Raw genomic sequence first — 18,978 nt, forward strand, 5'->3', positions numbered from 1 at the left:
ACAGAGGAGATCTGTCCGCACGGCGTGCTTGCTTTCCGCATATAGTACGTTATCCAATCTGATACGCGGTGAATGAGATCCGATACAGGCACTGTTCGCGATGCGTCCCCGAATAAAGGCAACGGTTCTTGTCAGATCGCTCTCCTAATGCAGAATTTCTCAAAAGGTCTGGGAGAATCGGCGAACACTTTTTTCTCAGGCACGTACGGCACGGCTGTTGCTATTCCCAGGAGTGTACAGGGACTTTTCCATCCCTGAGGTAACCGGGAAGACCCATTCAGTACAGAAAGGAGCCTGACATGGAACTCGTCATGGGTGGTCTCCTGATCGGAGTCAGTGGCATGCTAGCTCTCTTGATTGTTGCCGTATGGAAAGACACCGCCCCGCAGCAGCCTGAAACCCATCCGCCGCAGCGGTGAACTTCATGACACTGACCATATCCCTGCGCAACGGACTCGCGCATCGATATGACGCAAGCGAGGTAGGCGCTCACCATCAGTGGTCTCGTGCAAAGGAGTGGCACCATGAATCGATTTATCTATCTGCGATCCCAGAAACGCCAACGTATGACCGTCAGCCTGCCGACCGAGCTCTTGGAACGTATGCGCGACGCCGCCTATTGGACGTCGGGCACCACTATGGCCGGTCTGATTTCATCAGCGATTGAAGATCTCCTCAATAATCTGGAGTCGCAAAACGGCCGCCCTTTTTCGCCACGGCTTCAAGATTTGAAGCCAGGTCGTCCACGCGCAAATAAAACCAATCGGGCGCCTGTATCTGAAGACATACAGACTGTATCCAACTAGATACGTGCTTCGATCCTAGAGCTCCTCTCTCGACCTCGCTCCTTGCGAAGACAGCCGAAATCGCGTGAATCCCCCCATAATTCACGCGTCTGCTTTCCGCATACCGAGAATCCCATAAGCATGCATTTTGCGAGAGAGTACCTCTAACCACATAGCCCTCGTGTTTGTCTTCTGTCCAACCATGCCCGACACCGCCGGGCCGGGATCCACGGTATGCCATGCGCCTTCTGATGCACCCTCCCGGCACCGTCTACCACTCCCCATCCTCCTCTCCGCCGGCCACGCGACGCCCCGTGGCGACAGGACCGATCAGCAAACGATTGCGACACTCTGCCCTTCCCCTCTGTGGAGGACTCTTGATCTGCTGCGGTGCCATCGGCGCTCAGGCTCAGGACGCATCGCCTCCCGCGACGACTCAAACAGCAGCGGCACCGGTCAGCGAAGAGCTCGAACTGCTCAAAGAGGAAGAAACCGTCAGCATCGCCACTCGCCATGAGCAACCCATCTCACAAGCACCCTCCAACGTCTACGTCATCACCGACGAGGACATCCGGCACTCGGGCGCGACCGACATTCCCACCATTCTTCGCCGCGTACCCGGGCTGGATGTCATGCAAGTCACCGGGGCGGACTTCAATGTCAGCGCACGCGGCGACAATCAACTCTTCGCCAACAAAATTCTCGTGATGGTGGACGGTCGCTCGATCTACATCGACGGCCAAGGCCTGGTGTTCTGGAAATCGCTTCCGGTCACCCTCCCGGAGATTAAACGCATCGAGGTGCTGAAAGGGCCCGCCTCTGTCGTCTACGGCTTCAATGCCTTCGACGGAGTGATCAACATCATCACGAAGTCTGCGCAGGACATGAAGGGCACGACGTTGCAATTCGGCGGCGGGGAGCTCGGCACCATCTCCAGTGCCGCCGTCCAGGCCGGATCGGCAGGGAAACTTGACTACCGTCTCTCCATCGGCCACGACCAGAATCAACAATGGCGCAACAACGACGCCCTCGCCTTCCGGTCGAACAAATTCAACGTGCAGACACAGTACAACTTCTCCGGCGACGCCACCTTGCGCGTGGCCGGAGGGTTCATCGATACCAATCGCTTCGACGGTCCCGTTTCAAACGTCCAGATTCCTCGTTCCCAATTCAATCAAGGGTATACGGACGTGCATTACCAGTACCGCAATTTCTCCGTGCGCGGCTGGTGGCAGGGCAACGACATCCCCGTCGACTCCGCCACACATCCGCTCCTCTCGCAATTTGTCCGGCAGACGAACGCCACGGGCGGGCCCAATGTGTCTTTCACCACGAACACCTATAACATCGAGGCACAACACAGCCTCGAATTCGGCTCGTCCAACCGGCTGAGTTATGGCGTCAATTATCGTTACAACACGGTCGACGGCAGCGCCGTCTCAGAATTAGGACGAGAAGATCGTCTCGGGGTTCATCTCCAGGACGAGTGGACGATACGTCCCTCGCTCACCCTCGTGGCGGGGGTCCGCTACGACCTGCACACCAGAATCAACGGTACCTGGAGTCCGCGTGTCGCCCTCGTCTACAACCTGACGCCGGAGCATACGTTTCGCGTCAGCGGATCTGTCGCCTATCGCCCCCCGACCCTGTTCGAATCGAATCTTGACCTTCGAATCCTGCCGACCGTTCCACCGCTGTTCGCACCCATCCCGCTGCTTGGCTCACAGACACTCAATCCTGAGCAAACCATTTCCTACGAAGCCGGATACCAGGGCTGGTGGCTGAAACATCGGCTCCGGACCAGGCTCGACCTCTTCTTCAATCACCTCTCCGACTTGATCAACTTCCAAACCGTCGGCACCGCGCGCACGCTCGTCAACGGCGGCGAGGCGGATATCTACGGAACCGAAGCAGGCTTGGAGTTCCTCGCCACTCGCTGGCTCAGCGGCTTTGCGAATGTGTCCTACCAGAAAATCGGACAAACCTTCACCGGCGTCTCACGGCGCGGCGGCCCGGACTGGAAAGCGAACGTGGGCCTGCGCGGTGACTGGGACAACGGCCTCAACGGGGAAATCGCCGTCCATTACGTGGCCAGCGCCACCTATCCGTTGATCGAATTTTTCAGCGCGCTCGCCCCGGTGCTGCCCGTATCGACCAGTCCGACGGTCGATAGTTACACGTTGCTGAATCTGCGGGGCGGATACCGATTCTGGCACGACAAGGCCGAGGTGGCCGTGGCCGTCTACAACGCGCTCAACGACAAACACAAGGAACATCCTTTGGGCGATACGCTCGGAAGCCGCGTGATGGGATGGGTCACATTAAGGTTCTGAGGGTGATGTGATGCAGGATGCGCTTCGACGATCGTGGCATCCGATGCTGGTAGCCATCCTAACAATCGGCTTGAGCAGTGTCGCATGGGATGAGTTGCCAGCGTCCGAACGGCCCGATACTTCCCCGATCCCGATGAGTGAGGAACTCGAATTGCTGAAGGAAGAAGAAACCGTGAGCATTGCGTCGCGTTATGAGCAACCGATCTCACAGGCGCCGTCGAATGTCTATGTGATCACGGACGAAGACATTCGCCATTCCGGGGCCACCGACATCCCAACCATCTTGCGGCGCGTCCCGGGACTCGAGGTCATGCAAACCACTGGGGCTGATTTCAATGTTAGCGTCCGTGGCGACAATCAATTCCGGGCCAATAAACTGTTGGTGATGGTAGACGGGCGATCGATCTATCTCGACGCGCAGGGCAATGTGTTTTGGAAGAATCTCCCGGTCACCCTCCCAGAAATCAAACGGATCGAGGTGCTGAAAGGGCCTGCCTCCGCGATTTATGGATTCAACGCGTTCGACGGTGTCATCAACATCATCACCAAGTCACCGGAGGAGATGAAAGGCACGACCCTCCAGTTTGGTGGAGGCGAGGTGGGCACGATCTCCAGTGCCGCAGTTCACGCCGGATCATCCGGCAAAGTAGGGTACCGGCTCTCTGTAGGACACGATCAGAACCAGCAATGGCGCAGTCGGGACAGCCTGGCCTTCCGCAACAATAAGGTGAACGCCCACACCGAGTATGCATTGGGAGGAGACGCCAAATTGCTGTTCTCAGGAGGCCTTGTCGACAGCAACCGTTACGACGGTGATTTGGGCGATGTGGGAATCAGTTCCACAAGACCCACACAAGGCTATGCGAATGTTGCTTACGAACGCCCCACTGGCTTTGTGCGTGCGTGGTGGCAGGGGAACAATACTGATAGCTTCGTTCATCTCGACCCGCAGCTTGCCAACCTACTTCGGATTACAAATCGAAACAACTCATCGCTGTTCACAACGACGACGAACACGTACAACATCGAAGCACAGCACACACTCCAACTGGCCGAAAGGAATCATCTCACCTACGGCATCAATTATCGCCAGAATACCGTTTCTAGCGATTTTATCGCCAACGGTCAGCACCAGAACAGGCTGGGGCTATATCTCAACGACGATTGGCGTCTTACCGACAGTCTTAGCCTGACGGCCGGGACCCGCCTCGACTTGGACAGCTTCATCCATGCGCAACTGAGCCCACGCTTTGCCGTCGTCTACCGGCCGGTTCCCAACCATACCATCCGTGCCGGCCTATCCATTGCCTATCGACCTCCAACGCTCCTCGAAACCTATCTCGACTTGGTCAACGCCGTCACCATTCCACCACCACTGGGACCTGCAACCGTCACCTCGCCGTCGCTGGGATCCACCACTCTGAATCCTGAACAGATCGTCTCGTACGATATCAGCTACCAGGGTTGGTTTCTTCGGCATCGGCTCAGGGCCAGAGCTGACCTGTTCTTCAACCACATCTCGAATCTGATCAGTTTCCTCTCCGCCGGCCCGTCCCCGTCAGATCCGGTACGTGCCGCCAACGGAGGAGTGGCCGACATTTATGGTGGCGAGGTGGGGATCGAGTATTTGGCTACTCGATGGTTGTCGGGCTTCGCCAACTATGCCTATGAACACATCGGCCAAACCTTTTCGGGAACCACTACGCGCGGCGCACCTCGCTCAAAATTCAACCTCGGTATCCGGATGGAATGGGAAAATGGGCTCAACGCAGAAACTACGTTTCATCACGTGGGATCCGCTTCCTACCCGATCGGAGCCGCCTTCTCCTCGCTGGCACCCATCGGAGGATTTCTGCCACCGACGTCTGTCGTCGACAGTTACAACCTGCTCAATCTTCGCGCCGGGTATCGATTCTGGCAACAAAAGGCCGCCGCGGGGTACATGCGCGACGCGGAAGTCGCTGTCTCCGTCTTCAATGCCTTGAACGACGAACACAAAGAACATCCGTTGGGCGACCTCATCGGCAGACGGGTGATGGGATGGGTCACTGTGAGATTTTGACGGAATCATCGGCATGCTCGGAGCAAGGTTTCAGGCCATGAGAACTCCGGAGTGACAGCGAGGCCGCTATGACAGCCACTACACCCGGTCATTCGATCCTCGTCGTGGACGACGATCCAGATATCGCTCTCGGGCTACAGGACTTACTCGACCACGACGGCTACGACGTGAGCGTCGCCGGCACCTGCGCGGAGGCGCTTACGCAGACACACGACCATCACTACAATGCCGTCCTATTGGACCTGGGCCTTCCGGACGGAGACGGCTCCTCGGTTCTCCGGACATTGCAAGAACAACAGCCGCAGCTTCCGGTCATCATCCTCACGGCCTACACGAGCGCCGACCGTACCGTCGGTTCACTGACACAGGGCGCATTCGCGTACCTCACCAAACCCTATAACCGGGACGAACTGCGGGCCGTCCTGCGCCGGGCCATCGGCATCCAGGCCCTCGCCGCCAAGGCCGAGCACGCCGAACATGCGCTGAGCGAAAGCGAAGCACGATTTCGATCCCTGGTCGAGGCCGCCACCGACTCCATCGTGCTGGCGGACCACAACGGTCATATCCTCTCCTGGAATCAGGCCGCCTCCCGGCTGTTCGGATATGCGGATGAGGAAGTCCGGGGGCACCCCCTGACCATATTGATGCCGCAACGGTATCGCGCCGCTCATGAGCGAGGGCTCGCCCGCGTGAAGGAGACCGGCCAGTCCCGACTCATCGGTCGCCTGGTCGAACTGGAGGGACTACGCAAGGACGGCAGCGAGTTCCCGATCGAGCTGTCGTTGGCCATGTGGAGCACCGATGTCTCGGTGTTCTTCAGCGGCATCATTCGCGACATCACCCAGCGTCGCCGGGCGGAGGAAATTCTCGACCGCCTCCGCCGTCTGCACGAGGTCATCCTCACGCAAGCAGGGGAAGGCATCTACGGACTGGATCGTGACGGTGTGACCACCTTCGTGAATCCGACCGCCGCTCAATTGCTCGGATATGACCCATCCGAACTCGTCGAGCAACCGATGCATACACGGCTCCACCACTCGCGACTCGACGGCAGCGCCTACCCGGCCGATGAATGTCCCATCTACGCGGCCCTTCACGACGGCGTGGTCCATCGAGTGTCGCGCGATGTCTTCTGGAGGAAAGACGGCACCGGTCTCCCGGTGGAATATGTGAGCACCCCGATCATTGAGAAAGGCGCGGTCGCAGGGGCCGTGGTCGTCTTCCGCGACATCACCGAACGCCTGGAAGCCGAACGGGCCGTCGAAGAAAGCCAGGAGCGATTCCGTCAGCTGGCGGAACACATCCGGGAAGTGTTCTGGATCACCGACCCGGCCAAGAGCCGGGTGCTCTATATCAGCCCGGGGTATGAAGAAGTGTGGGGGCGATCCTGCGAAAGTCTCTATGCGATGCCGGGCTCATGGATGGACGCTATCCATCCCGACGACCGGTTACGGGTCCGGGACGCGGCCATGCGCCGGCAAATTTCCGGATCGTACAATGAGGAATATCGCATTCTCCGCCCAGATGGATCGATGCGATGGATCTGGGATCGCGCATTCCCGATTCGCGACGCATCCGGGACGGTCTACCGCATTGCGGGTTTCGCGGAGGACGTAACGGAGCGCAAACGGGTTGAATCGGCATTGATCGAAAGCGAACGCCGGTATCGGGTCCTGTTCGACGACAACCCGTCCATGTATTTCATGGTCGATGCGGCAGGCACCGTCCTGTCGGTCAATCGCTTCGGGGCCGAGCGCCTCGGGTACGACGTCCAGGAACTGCTCGGATTACCCGTACTGAATATCTTCCACCCGAGCGATCAGGACGACGTGCGCACGAACCTTGCCGCCTGCCTCTCAGAAATGGGCCGGCCCAGAGGTTGGGAGTTTCGCAAGGTTCGGAAGGACGGCAGCGTCATCTGGGTGCGAGAAACCGCTCAGGCCGTGCTCAATGACCGACAGACGCCGGTGGTACTGATCGTGTGCGAAGACATCACCGCCATGAAGGAGGCCGAGATCGCCCTCCACGACAGCGAAGAGTTCAAGAACCAAATCCTACGCAGCAGTGCAGACTGCATCAAAGTGCTGGATCTGGAAGGTCGGCTGCAATACATGAATGACGCAGGGAAAACACTGTTACACATCGGCGACCTCACCGGCTACCTGAACAAACCCTGGGCGGACCTGTGGGAGGGAGACGATCGGAATGCCGCTCTGGCTGCGCTCGAAGCCGCGAAGGCCGGCGAGATCGGCAAATTTGTCGGCTTCTGCCCCACCACCGACGGAGTCCCGAAGTGGTGGGACGTGCAGGTCACTCCCATGCTCGACACGCGGGGGTATTCACGACGTCTCTTAGCGATCTCTCGAGATATCACAGATTACAGACGGGTCCAGGATTCGCTTCGAGCAAGCGAGGAGCGGCTCGAATCGGTCATCCGGGGATCGAACGACGGATTCTGGGACGGCCATGTGCTTCCCGACCAGCCCTGGCACTCACCGATGACTCCGGTCTGGTGGTCGCCGCGCGTGCGGGAGATGCTGGGGTACAACGAGCAGGAGTTTCCCGATATCCTCGACAGCTGGGCCTCCCGGCTGCACCCGGATGATCGCGAGATCGTCTTCGATCGACTGGCGGCCTGCCTCGAACAAGGCAAGTCTCACTACGACGTCGATTACCGGTTACTGACCAAGCAGGGCGAGTATTGCTGGTTTCACGCCCGGGCCGAAGTGCTGGAGCGGGACGCGCACGGGTATGCGCTCCGCATGGCCGGCTCGCTGCAATGCATCACGGAGCGCAAGCAGGCGGAAGCGCACCTGCGCCTCAGCGAGGAGCGGTTGCGCACGGCCTTGACTGAATCGGAAGTCGGCATCTGGGATTGGGATCTGCAGTCCGATCGCCTCTACTGGTCACCCGACGTCGAGGCTCTGTTCGGTCTGAACCCAGGGTCTTTCCCCGGCACCTATGCCGCGTATATCGGCCTGATTTATGCGCTCGATCGCGGCCCGGTCCTGATGCAGATCGAACACAGTTTGCGCGACCAGTCCACACTCAACATCCGACATCGCGTCGTGTGGGCCGATCACTCCATCCATTGGCTGGCCTGGACCGGCCGTATTCATCGCAACACCGATGGGGTCGCCACACGCGTTCTCGGTATCGTTCACGCGACAAAGGGATACACCGACACGTAGACAGGGGGCACTCGGCAATCGCTCACGGGGCCGGCTGGATCGACGAGGATGCAGACTGTAACCTTCCCATTCGTACAATCACCGTTCACCATCAGGCATGCCGATCGGTTTCGGCAAAGCCTGAGTGGGATCGTCACCGCCCTCATCTGCTTCCTCGTCAATACCGGGCTGGCCTCGGCCACGGACGTGGTCATTCTCAAATCGTCGGACATCGCCGCGTATAACCAAGCCATCAGCGGCTTCAAGGCCGCCCTTCCGAACGACGTCGTGCTCGCCGAATATGACTTACAAGGTGATTTGGAGAAGGGGCGGAAACTGGCCCGCAAGGTCCGTGCAGCCGACCCGGCATTGGTGTTCGCCGTCGGATTGAAAGCGGCGAGGGCGGCACAACTCGAAATCGTCGACATTCCAGTGGTGTACGCCATGGTGCTGGACCCGTCCAAGTATGGACTCAACGCCCCCAACATGACGGGCGTGCTCATGGAAATTCCCATGGAGCGGCAGCTCACCCTGATCAAATCTTTGCTGCCTCGGCTCAAACACGTCGGCACCTTGTACGATCCATCCAAAACCGCCACGCTGATCGAAGACGCGCGGAGACTGCTCAAATCCAACGGGACAGACCTTGTCCCGATCCAACTCAACAGCGAGCGGGATGTACCCGGCGCTCTGCGCACCTTGCTGCCGTCGATCGATGCATTGTGGCTCGTCCCCGACTCGACCGTGCTCACCGATGAATCGCTGCGGTTTATCTTGAATACCGCATTGGAGGAGCGCGTGCCGGTGGTCGGATTTTCGCGCGAGTTCGCGCGAAGCGGAGCCCTGCTGTGCCTGTCGGTCAACTACGGCGATATCGGACGGCAAGCCGGGCAACTCACCCGCAAGATCCTGGACGGGCACGTTTCACTCCCCGCAAAACCGTTACCCCCGGATCGTATCGAAATGAGTCTGAATCGTAAAACCGCCAAGTTCCTCGACATCGAGATCCCCAGAGATCTCGAGGAAAAGGCCGACGAGCTCTATTGATGAAAGGACTCACCGTGAAAGGCCCCGCCCACTACCTCACGTCACCCTCGTTATACCCGAGCGGCCCGGGACGATTTGTCAGTCTCCGGACCAAGTTCGTCGTATTTTTCAGTTTGATCATTATTCTGACCTGCTCGGGAATGAGTTGGTACTTCATTCACAGCAAACGTATCGCCATGACCGAACGAGTCCAGGATCTCGGAACGATTCTGGTCAAAAATCTCGCCCACAACGTGCGATACGGCATCATCATCGAGGAACGAGTCATCCTGGAGCAGTTCATCGACGGTGTCATGGGGGTCGACGAGGTGGTCTATGCGCTCATCACCGGCACAGACGGTCAGATCCTCGCCGCCAAGAGCAAAGGCAAACTCGACAGCCCGCTCGGGACCGTTCGATCGGCAGAACGGCCTTTTTATCCCCGGCCCGACATTGCAGAGGCGGTGATCAAGCGTTCAGGCACGGAGCCGACCATCACGCGCCTCAGGCTCAGCGGCGCAGATACGATCCCTCTGCAGGAGAGGGACTCGACCCTTCCCATTTCGACCTCGGGCATTCACGAAGAGACGTTCTACGATTTTGCCGTCCCGGTGATGAAGCGATCGGAATCCCGCCTGGAAGCGCTGGCACTCCAGGAGGAAGAAACGCGCAAAGCAGCGATTGCACCGGTCACTCCTCAGGCATTCGGCGTCGTCCAAATCGGCTTGACCGAGGTGCCGATGCAACGAGAACTGGCGAAGATTCTGCGAAACTTTCTCCTTCTGACACTCGGCATCATCACGGCCGGTATTCTCTGCACCAACCTGCTGGCCCGCCGCATCATCACGCCCTTGCGCCATCTCGCCGCAGGCGCGCGCAAAGTCAGCGAGGGTGATCTCTCCACCTTTGTCGTTCCGACAACTCAGGATGAAGTCGGCCAACTGACGGCACTCTTCAATTTGATGACCAAATCCCTTCAAGAGCGCAACCATGCCATCTCCGCCAACCTTGAAACCATCCGGCGTCATGTCACGCAACTGACCACCTTGAATCAGTCCAGCACGGCCATCACCTCCACGCTCGACCTTGACCGGCTCCTCTCTATTGTCTTGCAGCTCCTCAGTGAAAATTTGGGGTTCGCCCGGATGGTGTTGTTTTTATGGGATAGCGAGCGGGGCGTCGCGACGGTGGGACAAATGCTGGGCATGCCCCCGGAAGCGGAAGAAGCCGCTCGACGACTTGAGATTCCCGTGTGCGAAGACGGCGGGTTTGCCGCCGAACTGCTGATCCATGGCAAGCCCCTGTTCGTTCCGAGCATTGAGCCGGTCGCCGATCGCATCTCCCCTGCAGTGCTTCCCTGGCTTCGTCAGGTGGGAATCTCGTCCTTCGTCGCCGCGCCGCTTCGAAGTCAGCAGCGGATTCTCGGTTACCTGGGAGCCGACCGGGGCACCCATCCCTGCAGCCAGGAAGATCTCGATCTTCTGGTCACCATTGCCAGCCATGTGGCAGTCGCCGTGGACAATGCGCGCGCCTACACCGAACTGGCCACGCTGACGGACCACCTCGAACGGCGCGTGCAGGAACGAACGCACGAACTGCAAACGGTGAACGAGCGCCTGCAGGAGCACGACCAACGGCGCTCCAAATTTGTGTCGGTTGCGTCGCACGAATTGCGCACGCCGATGACCTCCATCAAAGGTTTTGTCGAGAACATGCTGGACGGGCTCACCGGTCAACTCTCAGAACGACAGGAGCACTACCTCCAGCGGGTCAAACACAACGTGGATCGACTCACGCGAATCATCAATCAACTGCTGGACTGGTCCCGCCTGGATGTCGGCCGGATCGAGATCAAGCCCGAATCGCTGCACATCGACGAATTTGTCCGGGATGTGGTGGAAAGCTTTCAGACGCTCGCCGCCGAAAAATCGATCGTCCTCGACGTGCTGTCCTGCGAACAACCGATCACCGTGCGTGCCGATCGCGACAAGCTGGAGCAAATTCTTTGGAATCTGGTCGGCAACGCCATTAAATTCACCCCCCCTTCAGGACATGTCTCCGTCAGCTGCAGCCTCTGCGACGCGAGGTACGCCCAGATTACGGTGGCCGACACCGGCTGTGGAATTGCCCCCGACGAGTTACCCCATGTCTTTAACGAGTTCTCCAAGGTTGAATCAGCCATGCCCTCTTCACAAGGGGCGCAACTCGGGCTCTTCATCACGAAGAGTCTGGTGGCCCTGCACGGCGGACAGATGTGTGTAGAAAGCCGGCTCGGTGTCGGAACTCAGTTCTACTTCACCTTGCCGCTCGACAACGCACCCGCATCAGCGCCGTAGACAACGGCCATCCAGCAGTGCGACAGCGCCCCCTCGGCTGTATCCGATCCGATAAACCCCGCATTTATTTGAACAATCGCAGGCAATGCCACACAGCGCGCACACCTTTCCTCCGTCACTCTTCCTCACAGAATCAACGGGTTCCCGATCTGTGGTCTCACGCGCCGTCGACCCACCGGCGGCATAAGTATTGCGCTCACAGCACACCGTGAAGACGACTCACAATCCGGAGCAGTCGCACCATGCGTCCTCCCGTTCTCATTGTCGATGACGATCCGGATATCCGGGAATCGCTCACGGACATGTTGGGTCACGAGGGATACCTGGTACACAGCGCCGCCTCCGGAACCGAGGCCCTTCAGCAAGCCAAACAGACGCGCTACGACGCAGCGCTCCTCGACATCCAATTGCCCGACCTCAACGGTCTCTCGGTCTTGAAAGTGCTCATGGAATTGGACGCGAGTCTCCCCGTCATCATCCTGACCGGAAACGTCACGCCCGAAAACACGATCGGCTCTCTGGCCAAAGGAGCCTTCGCGTACCTGACCAAACCGTATAACTCCCAAGAGCTCAAGGCCATCCTGCGCCGGGCCGTCTCGGTGAAAGGGTTGACCGCCCGGGCCGAGCATGTGGAGGAGGCGCTGCAGGCCAGCGAAGAACGCTTTCGGGCGCTGGTGGAATCGGCGACCGACGCCATGGTGCTCGCCGACCAGAGCGGCCTCATCATCTGGTGGAACGGCGCAGCCGAGCGAATGTTCGGGTATACCAAAGAAGACGCCCTCGGGCGCCCACTGACCATCCTGATGCCGGAACGGTTTCGCGCCGGGCACGCGGCCGGCGTCACACGCCTCGCCCAGGGTGGAACAGCCACGATCATCGGACACACCATCGAGCTCGTGGGTCTGACCAAAACCGGCGACGAATTCCCGATTGAGCTCTCGCTGGCATCCTGGCGCGCGAATGAAGGGATGTTCTTCAGCGGCATCATTCGCAATATTGCGCGTCGCAAACGCGCCGAAGAGTCCGTCGTCAGATTGAGCCATCAGAACGCGCTGATTCTCGACAGCGTCGGGGAAGGCATCTTCGGACTGGACCCGCAAGGATGCGTCACCTTCGCCAACGCAACCGCGGCGCGGATGCTGGGGTGGAGCGCAGCCGAGCTGATCGGCAAACCCTTGGCACCGCTCCTCTATCGGATCGCCAACGGGAATACGATGCACGCCCCGGACCCGTTCTGCCTCTGCGCGGCGCTTCACGACGGGGCCGTCCATCGAATCCAAAATGAGACCTTCGCCAGAAAGGACGGCTCGCTGTTTCCCGTCCAATACGTCACCAGTCCCATCCGTGAGCGAGACCGGCCGGTCGGCGCCGTCGTGGTGTTTCAGGACATCAGCGCTCGCAAACAGCAAGAAACTCTGCAGCAGGCACAACTCTCCGTCAGCCACATCCTCGCGCAAGCCGGCACCGTCGAAGAAGTCATCCCGCAACTGCTCCATGTCGCAGGCACCATGGGTGCGTGGGATATGGCGCTCTTGTGGCAATGCGGGCCGACGGGAGACCAACTGACGTGTCAGGGAAGCTGGATCCGCCCCTCACATCGATGGGATGAGTTTCTCTCGGTCTGTCGCAACAGTGAGTTTCCGCCGGGGATGGATTTCCCTGGCATCGCCTGGGCCTCAAAACTCCCGCTCTGGATACCGGACGTCCTGACGGATTCCCGATTCACCCGCGCACCGACCGCCTCTCGCCTGGGTATTCACGGGGCCTGCATCGTCCCCATCCGGACCGGCAGCATCATCCACGGAGTGCTTGAGTTGTATACCGAGCAGCGGCGGTCCTCCGACAGCCACCTGATTCAAATCCTCGCCGACACGGGCATGAAGATCGGACAGTTCATCGATCGCACGCAGGCCGCGCAGGCATTACGGGCGGCGCATCGCATGACTCAGAGCCTGCTGGCCAGTCTGCCCGGCGCCATTCTCCTGTGCAGGAGCGACTGGCACGTTCAGTATGCGAATGCGCTGGCCCATCAGTATTTTGCGCCTCCCGGCGAATCGCTGATCGACCGTCCGCTGTGCGAATGTCTTTCCCTCAGCGAGCCCGCGCTTCAACGACTGGTGGTGGAATGGAACACGCACAGGGCAGACTCGCCTCATGGGCTCTCTGAACGTGAATGCGAAGTCGCCGCACACCTGTATCGCTATCGGTTTTTTCCGGTCTCGACCCCGGAATCCCCGCAGTATCAAGTGGGCATCCTGTTGTGGGATATCACCGACGACAAACGACTCCAGGATGAACTGATCCAGGCAGAAAAACTCTCCAGCCTCGGCACCATGGTGTCCGGCATGGCGCACGAAATCAATAACCCGGCCCAGGCTATCCTCAGCATGGCCGAGTTGATCCAGGAGGAGAATGATCCGGACACGGTAAAACAGTTTGCCGCCGATATTGTGGGCTACGCGCGGCACGTCTCCACCGTCGTGCGAGACTTCGCCGGTTATGCCCGTGCGGCCGGCAGGGATGGAGAGACGGAAATCGATGTGGCAGAACGGTTGCTCGAAGCGGTCAAGATGGTCCGACGAGGGCCTCATTTCGGCCAAGTGGAGATCGCCACCCGGTTCGATGCCCCTGTATTTCTTCGCGCGCGAAAGGGAGAAATCGATCAGGTGCTGGTCAACTTGATCAGCAACGCTACCCAGGCCATGGAAGGAATCGGCTGCTTGACGTTAACGACCGGTCAGGACGGCAGATGGATTCAGGTGACCGTTGCCGATACCGGTCCGGGCATCCCGGCTTCCATCCGGCCGAGGATTTTCGATCCGTTCTTCACCACCAAGACCGCCGGCAAAGGGACGGGGCTCGGACTCAGCATCGTACACAAAATCGTGACCAAATATGCCGGAACCATCACGGTGGAGAGCACCGAAGGCGGAGGCACCACCTTCCGGTTACGGTTTCCGGCACTCGTTCAGTAAGAGGAACCGCCACGATGATGTCGTGATTCCATTGCGGCTTTGCGAGAAGACACACGCGAGGAGTCGGTCGGCAGGTTTGCAGCAGCGAAGGATGTCAGGACTGTGAGCGAGGAGCGTAGGCCCGCTTAAACACCGAGCGCAATCCGAAATAAGCGAAGGAATCTTTCAGATTGGAATACAGGCGCTTGAACGCGCCCATGTCGGGATTCGTCACATACTCCATGGTTAACACGATTCGCTCTTCCTGCTCTCCGAGCGGCGTCACGGCGTGCCAGAGCTTGTCGCCATTAAAGATCACCAGATCGCCAGGCGCAGTCGCCAATTCACGGTGAATCGGCTGCTTCCCCGGTACGTCTTTGAAAAGATCGCAGACTAAGCGGCACTGCTTGGACTGATCGAGCAACCCCATCAGAATGGTGTACCGGGCGCCTTTGTAATAGGACGTATCGTAGTGATACCCGATGTGATCGCCGGCTTCCGTGTAGTAATAGAGGGCACACGAGTGGGGATCGTTGTCGGGACACAGCAGCAGATTCACCCTGGTCAACCGGTTGAGCATGGCCCGGAAGGCGTCTGATCGATACAGGTCGATGAACTGCGGCGCTTTCTCCATCACGGCATAGTAGCTCACACTGCCGCCCTTCTTATGCCCGGGAATATAGTTGCGGTTCAGCCCTGATTTAAGCTCCTGCGCCTGCGACGTGAGCTCGGCTTCGACAAACTCGCGCGGCAAAAACTGGGGAATGTAGAGGAACTCGTTCTGCTCCCAATACTCCCGCTCCAACCGATCGAGATCCAAGGCCGAAATCGCCCGCTCAACCGCTTCGGTGACGCTGCTTGCACAGGCCTCTTTCATGCTTTCCTCGCCAAATCCGGGTTGACGCTTCACCAGTCATCACTGTGTCTTGTTTGTTTCTTGGCCTACTGAAAAACCCTTCGTTCGCAGGATGGTCAAACAGGCCGTCCAGCAAGGCCGCAGCGAGCAGAGAATCGAGGCGTACCGTTGTGGTACGTTGAGGTTCTCTGCGATGTGAGAACGAAGCTGGTGGACTTTTTCACCATCCTGCTAGGGTCGGCTCAGCACCGGCGCCCGTACGATTTCTACATCGGCCGGGGCCTTGAAATCAAATAGGTCGTCCTTCAGTCCGCTGTTCGGCTTCAACTCTGAAAACTCAAAGGTCGCGATATTGCCGCTGACCTCATGCAGGGCGATCGTCTTGAGGAAGTAGGTCTTGGGCTGCACTTCGATCACGATTTTTTGAATCGCCCGCTCCGGTTCGGCCCGCCCCTGCTTCGGAGTCAGGGAGACCAACAGAATGCCCCCTGCCCCCCGTTCCTTGTATGCCGTCGGTTCGATGTCGAACTCTTCATCCAGCTTGGCCACCCCTTGCAGCAATTGCAGCGGCGCCTGGGAAGCGGCCATATAAGTGAGCTTGCCCACCAGCACCTGCTTGTGCTCCGGCACGTACATTTTGACATCGTCTTTGTTGACGTAAATTTCTTCCGTGGCTGGTTCGATATAGTCCCATCGCAGACGCCCGGGCTTTTTGATATAGAAATGTCCGGTCGAAATTACGGGCGTCGAAAATCCTTCGATCCTGGTTTTTTGCGTGAACGAGGCCTGCAAGTCCTTGGTTTTCTCGTACCGCGCCTGAATGTTCTTTACCACTTCCTGGACTTCCTTCAGAATCTGGAGGTCTACCGCCGGCTCATCGGGCTTCAACGGTTGAGCCACGGCCTGAATTCCGCTCATGAGCAGCACCGCAACGATTAAGAATATCCGCATCATGCCTCATCTCCACCGACCGGCCCACGGCGTCCCAGTACCTCTCGACGCCCGTCCCGGCCCGCTGCTCCGACCACACCTTCCGCTTCCATCTGTTCGATCATGCGTGCCGCCCGTGGATACCCGACGCGGAGACGCCGTTGAATCAAGGAGGCAGAAGCCTGGCCGGTGGACAATACCAGATCCTTGGCCTGTTCGTAGACTTCGTCCTTGGCTTGCTCCTCTTCCGCCTCTTCGATCTTGAGGGATTGGAGTTCCCGGCAGTAGGAGGGCAACGCCTGCTTCTTGACGAATTCGACCACCCGCCGCACATCATCGTCCGACACATAGGACCCGTGAATCCGCATCAGCTTCCCGGTCCCCGACGCAAGGTACAACATATCGCCGCGACCGAGCAGCGCCTCGGCGCCGTTGGCATCCAGAATCGTGCGCGAGTCGGTCTTGGACGAGACTTGAAACGCGATACGCGCCGGAAAGTTGGCTTTGATCAGACCGGTCAACACATCGACCGACGGCCTTTGAGTCGCCAACACGAGATGAATCCCGGAAGCGCGCGCCATTTGGGCCAGACGCGCAATCTTATCTTCCACATCTTTCGGGGCCACCATCATCAAATCCGCCAGCTCGTCGATCATGACCATGATGTAGGGCAGGGGCTCCGGCGGGCTTGGCTTCACCGAATCGGTCGGCCCATTGTCGCCGGCAGGCTCCGCATCCTCTCCCTTGGAGAGACGTTCTTCTTCGGACAGAAACGTCAGTTCGACCTGCTCAGGCTTGCCGGATTGCCAGACATCCGACACGGCCCCTTGCACTTCTGAGATACGCCGGTTGTACGCATCGATACTGCGCACCCCCGCATCAGCCAGCAGCTTGTAGCGCCGCTCCATTTCCTGAACCACCCACCCCAATCCGCGCGCCGCCGATTTGGGATCGGTAATCACGGGACGGAGCAAATGCGGAATGCCGTCGTAACTTTGGAACTCCAGCATTTTCGGATCGATGAGCAGCAGTTTTACTTCGTCGGGGCGGGCGTTGAACAGAATGCTCAACAACATCGTATTTAATCCCACACTCTTGCCGGCTCCGGTCGCGCCGGCAACCAGCAAGTGCGGCATCGTTCTCAGATCTGCACAGACCGCACCGCCGAAAATGTCTTTCCCGAGCGCGAGACCCAATTTGGAGCGTGAGCGCGAGAAGGCGTCGCTGGTGACGACTTCCTTCATGGACACCATTTCGCGATGGGGATTCGGCACTTCAATCCCGACGACCGACTTCCCGGGCAACGGCGCCACGATCCGCAAGCTGATGGCTTTGAGCGCCAGGGCCAGGTCATCGGCAAGATTCACGATCCGTGCGACCTTCGTCCCCGGCGCGGGCTCGAACTCGTACATCGTCACGACCGGACCCGGTCGCACCTCCGTCACTCGCCCTTCGATCGCAAAACTTTTCAGCGCCTTGGTCAGAATTTCGGACTGCAGTTTCAACTCATCATCGCTCAGACGGGCAAGCGGACCGGAGGGATCGCTCAACAATTCCTGCGGATCAGGCAGCACGTACCCGTCGGACACGGAGGGACTCGTCGCGACGGTCGCCGCCGGTTCGTCCGCCGAGACCGCACGTTTTTCCACTTTCATCGGAGGCTGAATCTTAGGCGGAATGACAGGAACTGGAATCTGCTCCACTGCCTCGGCAACCACCTGCACTTCGCGATCGAAGTCCTGCTCCTCAACCTCGCGCGGAGCACGCGCCTTCTTCTCACGGACTCGCTTGGGCTGCGCCTCCTCCTGCTTCGTCGGCCACTCCGGCACCAGCCCGTCCATTCGCTCGCGCGCGGCCGCCCACCAGTCCGGCACTCGCTGCAGCAGCGCCGTCAGCGACAGCGGCACCGTAAACAGGAGCGCCACCATCAAGCCGGTGAGGATCACGATATGCGCGCCGGTCGTGGCAAAATAACTTCGAACTCCGTCGGCCAACACCTGCCCGATGATCCCGCCGGCCAGACCGCGATTCACCCAGCCGCTGGAAATCGTGGGCACCGCCGTCACTTCCAAATGCAACAGGGCACTCAGGAACACCATGGCCGCCAGACCGCTGCCGGCGTTTCTGAGTCGCATGGTGAGAGGGATCGGCGTAAAGCACCGCGCGCCGAGCAGTCCGAGAAGAATGGGAAAGAGGTAGGCGGCTCCGCCGACCATGAAAAAACAAGCGGCCGCCGTCAGCGCGCCCACCGACCCGATCATGTTTTTGGGCTGATTGCCGGCTGCTCCGGATGCCGCCATCGATTTGGCGTCGCCGGGAACGAACGACACCAGACTGAGCAGGATCAGGAGACCGGCGGCGATCAGGAGAACCCCGATCACTTCGCGCTTCACATGAGAGGAACGGGAAGGGGCTGAGCGGGCGTCACCGCGCTTTGCCGTGGTGGATACACCCATGCGGCGGATCGTAGCACAGGGAAAACGCCTTTTCAAACAAACGGGGAATGTTGCGCAAGCCGATGACGCC

At 59.2% G+C, this 18,978-nt stretch carries 10 protein-coding genes; 7 read left to right on the forward strand and 3 right to left on the reverse strand.

The window, feature by feature from the left end; translation table 11 throughout:
• Positions 1-524: 524 nt before the first annotated feature.
• The 7 genes from H8K11_00005 (at position 525) to H8K11_00035 (ending at position 14,687) form a co-directional block, all read left to right on the forward strand.
• Positions 525-806 (forward strand): hypothetical protein, encoded by a 282-nt coding sequence (locus tag H8K11_00005; protein MCS6262113.1) that lies wholly within the window; start codon positions 525-527, stop codon positions 804-806.
• 356 nt (positions 807-1,162) lie between these two features.
• Entirely contained in the window at positions 1,163-3,118 is a 1,956-nt protein-coding gene (locus tag H8K11_00010; GenBank protein MCS6262114.1) for a TonB-dependent receptor, read from the forward strand.
• A gap of 43 nt (positions 3,119-3,161) precedes the next feature.
• Entirely contained in the window at positions 3,162-5,180 is a 2,019-nt protein-coding gene (locus H8K11_00015; protein ID MCS6262115.1) for a TonB-dependent receptor, read from the forward strand.
• Between the two features lie 68 nt (positions 5,181-5,248).
• Positions 5,249-8,371: a PAS domain S-box protein gene (locus tag H8K11_00020; GenBank protein ID MCS6262116.1), complete on the forward strand. Its 3,123-nt coding sequence runs from the start codon at positions 5,249-5,251 to the stop codon at positions 8,369-8,371.
• A gap of 48 nt (positions 8,372-8,419) precedes the next feature.
• The gene (locus H8K11_00025; protein ID MCS6262117.1) at positions 8,420-9,397 is read left to right on the forward strand and encodes an ABC transporter substrate-binding protein; all 978 of its coding nucleotides are present in this window, start codon (positions 8,420-8,422) and stop codon (positions 9,395-9,397) included.
• Positions 9,397-11,712, forward strand: coding sequence for a GAF domain-containing protein (locus tag H8K11_00030; protein MCS6262118.1), 2,316 nt, complete (start codon positions 9,397-9,399; stop codon positions 11,710-11,712). Before H8K11_00025 ends, H8K11_00030 begins: the two co-directional genes overlap by 1 nt.
• A gap of 242 nt (positions 11,713-11,954) precedes the next feature.
• Positions 11,955-14,687: a PAS domain S-box protein gene (locus H8K11_00035; protein ID MCS6262119.1), complete on the forward strand. Its 2,733-nt coding sequence runs from the start codon at positions 11,955-11,957 to the stop codon at positions 14,685-14,687.
• 94 nt (positions 14,688-14,781) lie between these two features.
• On the opposite strand, the gene H8K11_00040 is transcribed toward H8K11_00035, so the two are convergent.
• The 3 genes from H8K11_00040 to H8K11_00050 all read right to left on the reverse strand — a co-directional run bounded on the left by H8K11_00040 (position 14,782) and on the right by H8K11_00050 (position 18,908).
• Entirely contained in the window at positions 14,782-15,543 is a 762-nt protein-coding gene (locus tag H8K11_00040; GenBank protein ID MCS6262120.1) for a 2OG-Fe(II) oxygenase, read from the reverse strand.
• Positions 15,544-15,753: 210 nt separating this feature from the next.
• On the reverse strand, positions 15,754-16,476 hold the full coding sequence (locus H8K11_00045; GenBank protein MCS6262121.1) for an outer membrane lipoprotein carrier protein LolA: 723 nt from the start codon (positions 16,474-16,476) through the stop codon (positions 15,754-15,756).
• Positions 16,473-18,908: a DNA translocase FtsK gene (locus H8K11_00050; GenBank protein MCS6262122.1), complete on the reverse strand. Its 2,436-nt coding sequence runs from the start codon at positions 18,906-18,908 to the stop codon at positions 16,473-16,475. The genes H8K11_00045 and H8K11_00050 overlap by 4 nt, the downstream gene beginning before the upstream one ends.
• Positions 18,909-18,978 lie beyond the last annotated feature (70 nt).

The organism is Nitrospira sp. (assembly GCA_024998565.1).
GTDB lineage: Bacteria > Nitrospirota > Nitrospiria > Nitrospirales > Nitrospiraceae > Nitrospira_A.

What these genes read in the sequence shown, in the direction of transcription:
- H8K11_00025 (MCS6262117.1), top strand. Translation starts at nt 8,420, where the DNA reads ATGCAGACTGTAACCTTCCCATTCGTACAATCACCGTTCACCATCAGG.
- H8K11_00050 (MCS6262122.1), bottom strand. Translation starts at nt 18,908, where the DNA reads ATGGGTGTATCCACCACGGCAAAGCGCGGTGACGCCCGCTCAGCCCCT.
- H8K11_00045 (MCS6262121.1), bottom strand. Translation starts at nt 16,476, where the DNA reads ATGATGCGGATATTCTTAATCGTTGCGGTGCTGCTCATGAGCGGAATT.
- H8K11_00035 (MCS6262119.1), top strand. Translation starts at nt 11,955, where the DNA reads ATGCGTCCTCCCGTTCTCATTGTCGATGACGATCCGGATATCCGGGAA.
- H8K11_00005 (MCS6262113.1), top strand. Translation starts at nt 525, where the DNA reads ATGAATCGATTTATCTATCTGCGATCCCAGAAACGCCAACGTATGACC.
- H8K11_00020 (MCS6262116.1), top strand. Translation starts at nt 5,249, where the DNA reads ATGACAGCCACTACACCCGGTCATTCGATCCTCGTCGTGGACGACGAT.
- H8K11_00030 (MCS6262118.1), top strand. Translation starts at nt 9,397, where the DNA reads ATGAAAGGACTCACCGTGAAAGGCCCCGCCCACTACCTCACGTCACCC.
- H8K11_00015 (MCS6262115.1), top strand. Translation starts at nt 3,162, where the DNA reads ATGCTGGTAGCCATCCTAACAATCGGCTTGAGCAGTGTCGCATGGGAT.
- H8K11_00040 (MCS6262120.1), bottom strand. Translation starts at nt 15,543, where the DNA reads ATGAAAGAGGCCTGTGCAAGCAGCGTCACCGAAGCGGTTGAGCGGGCG.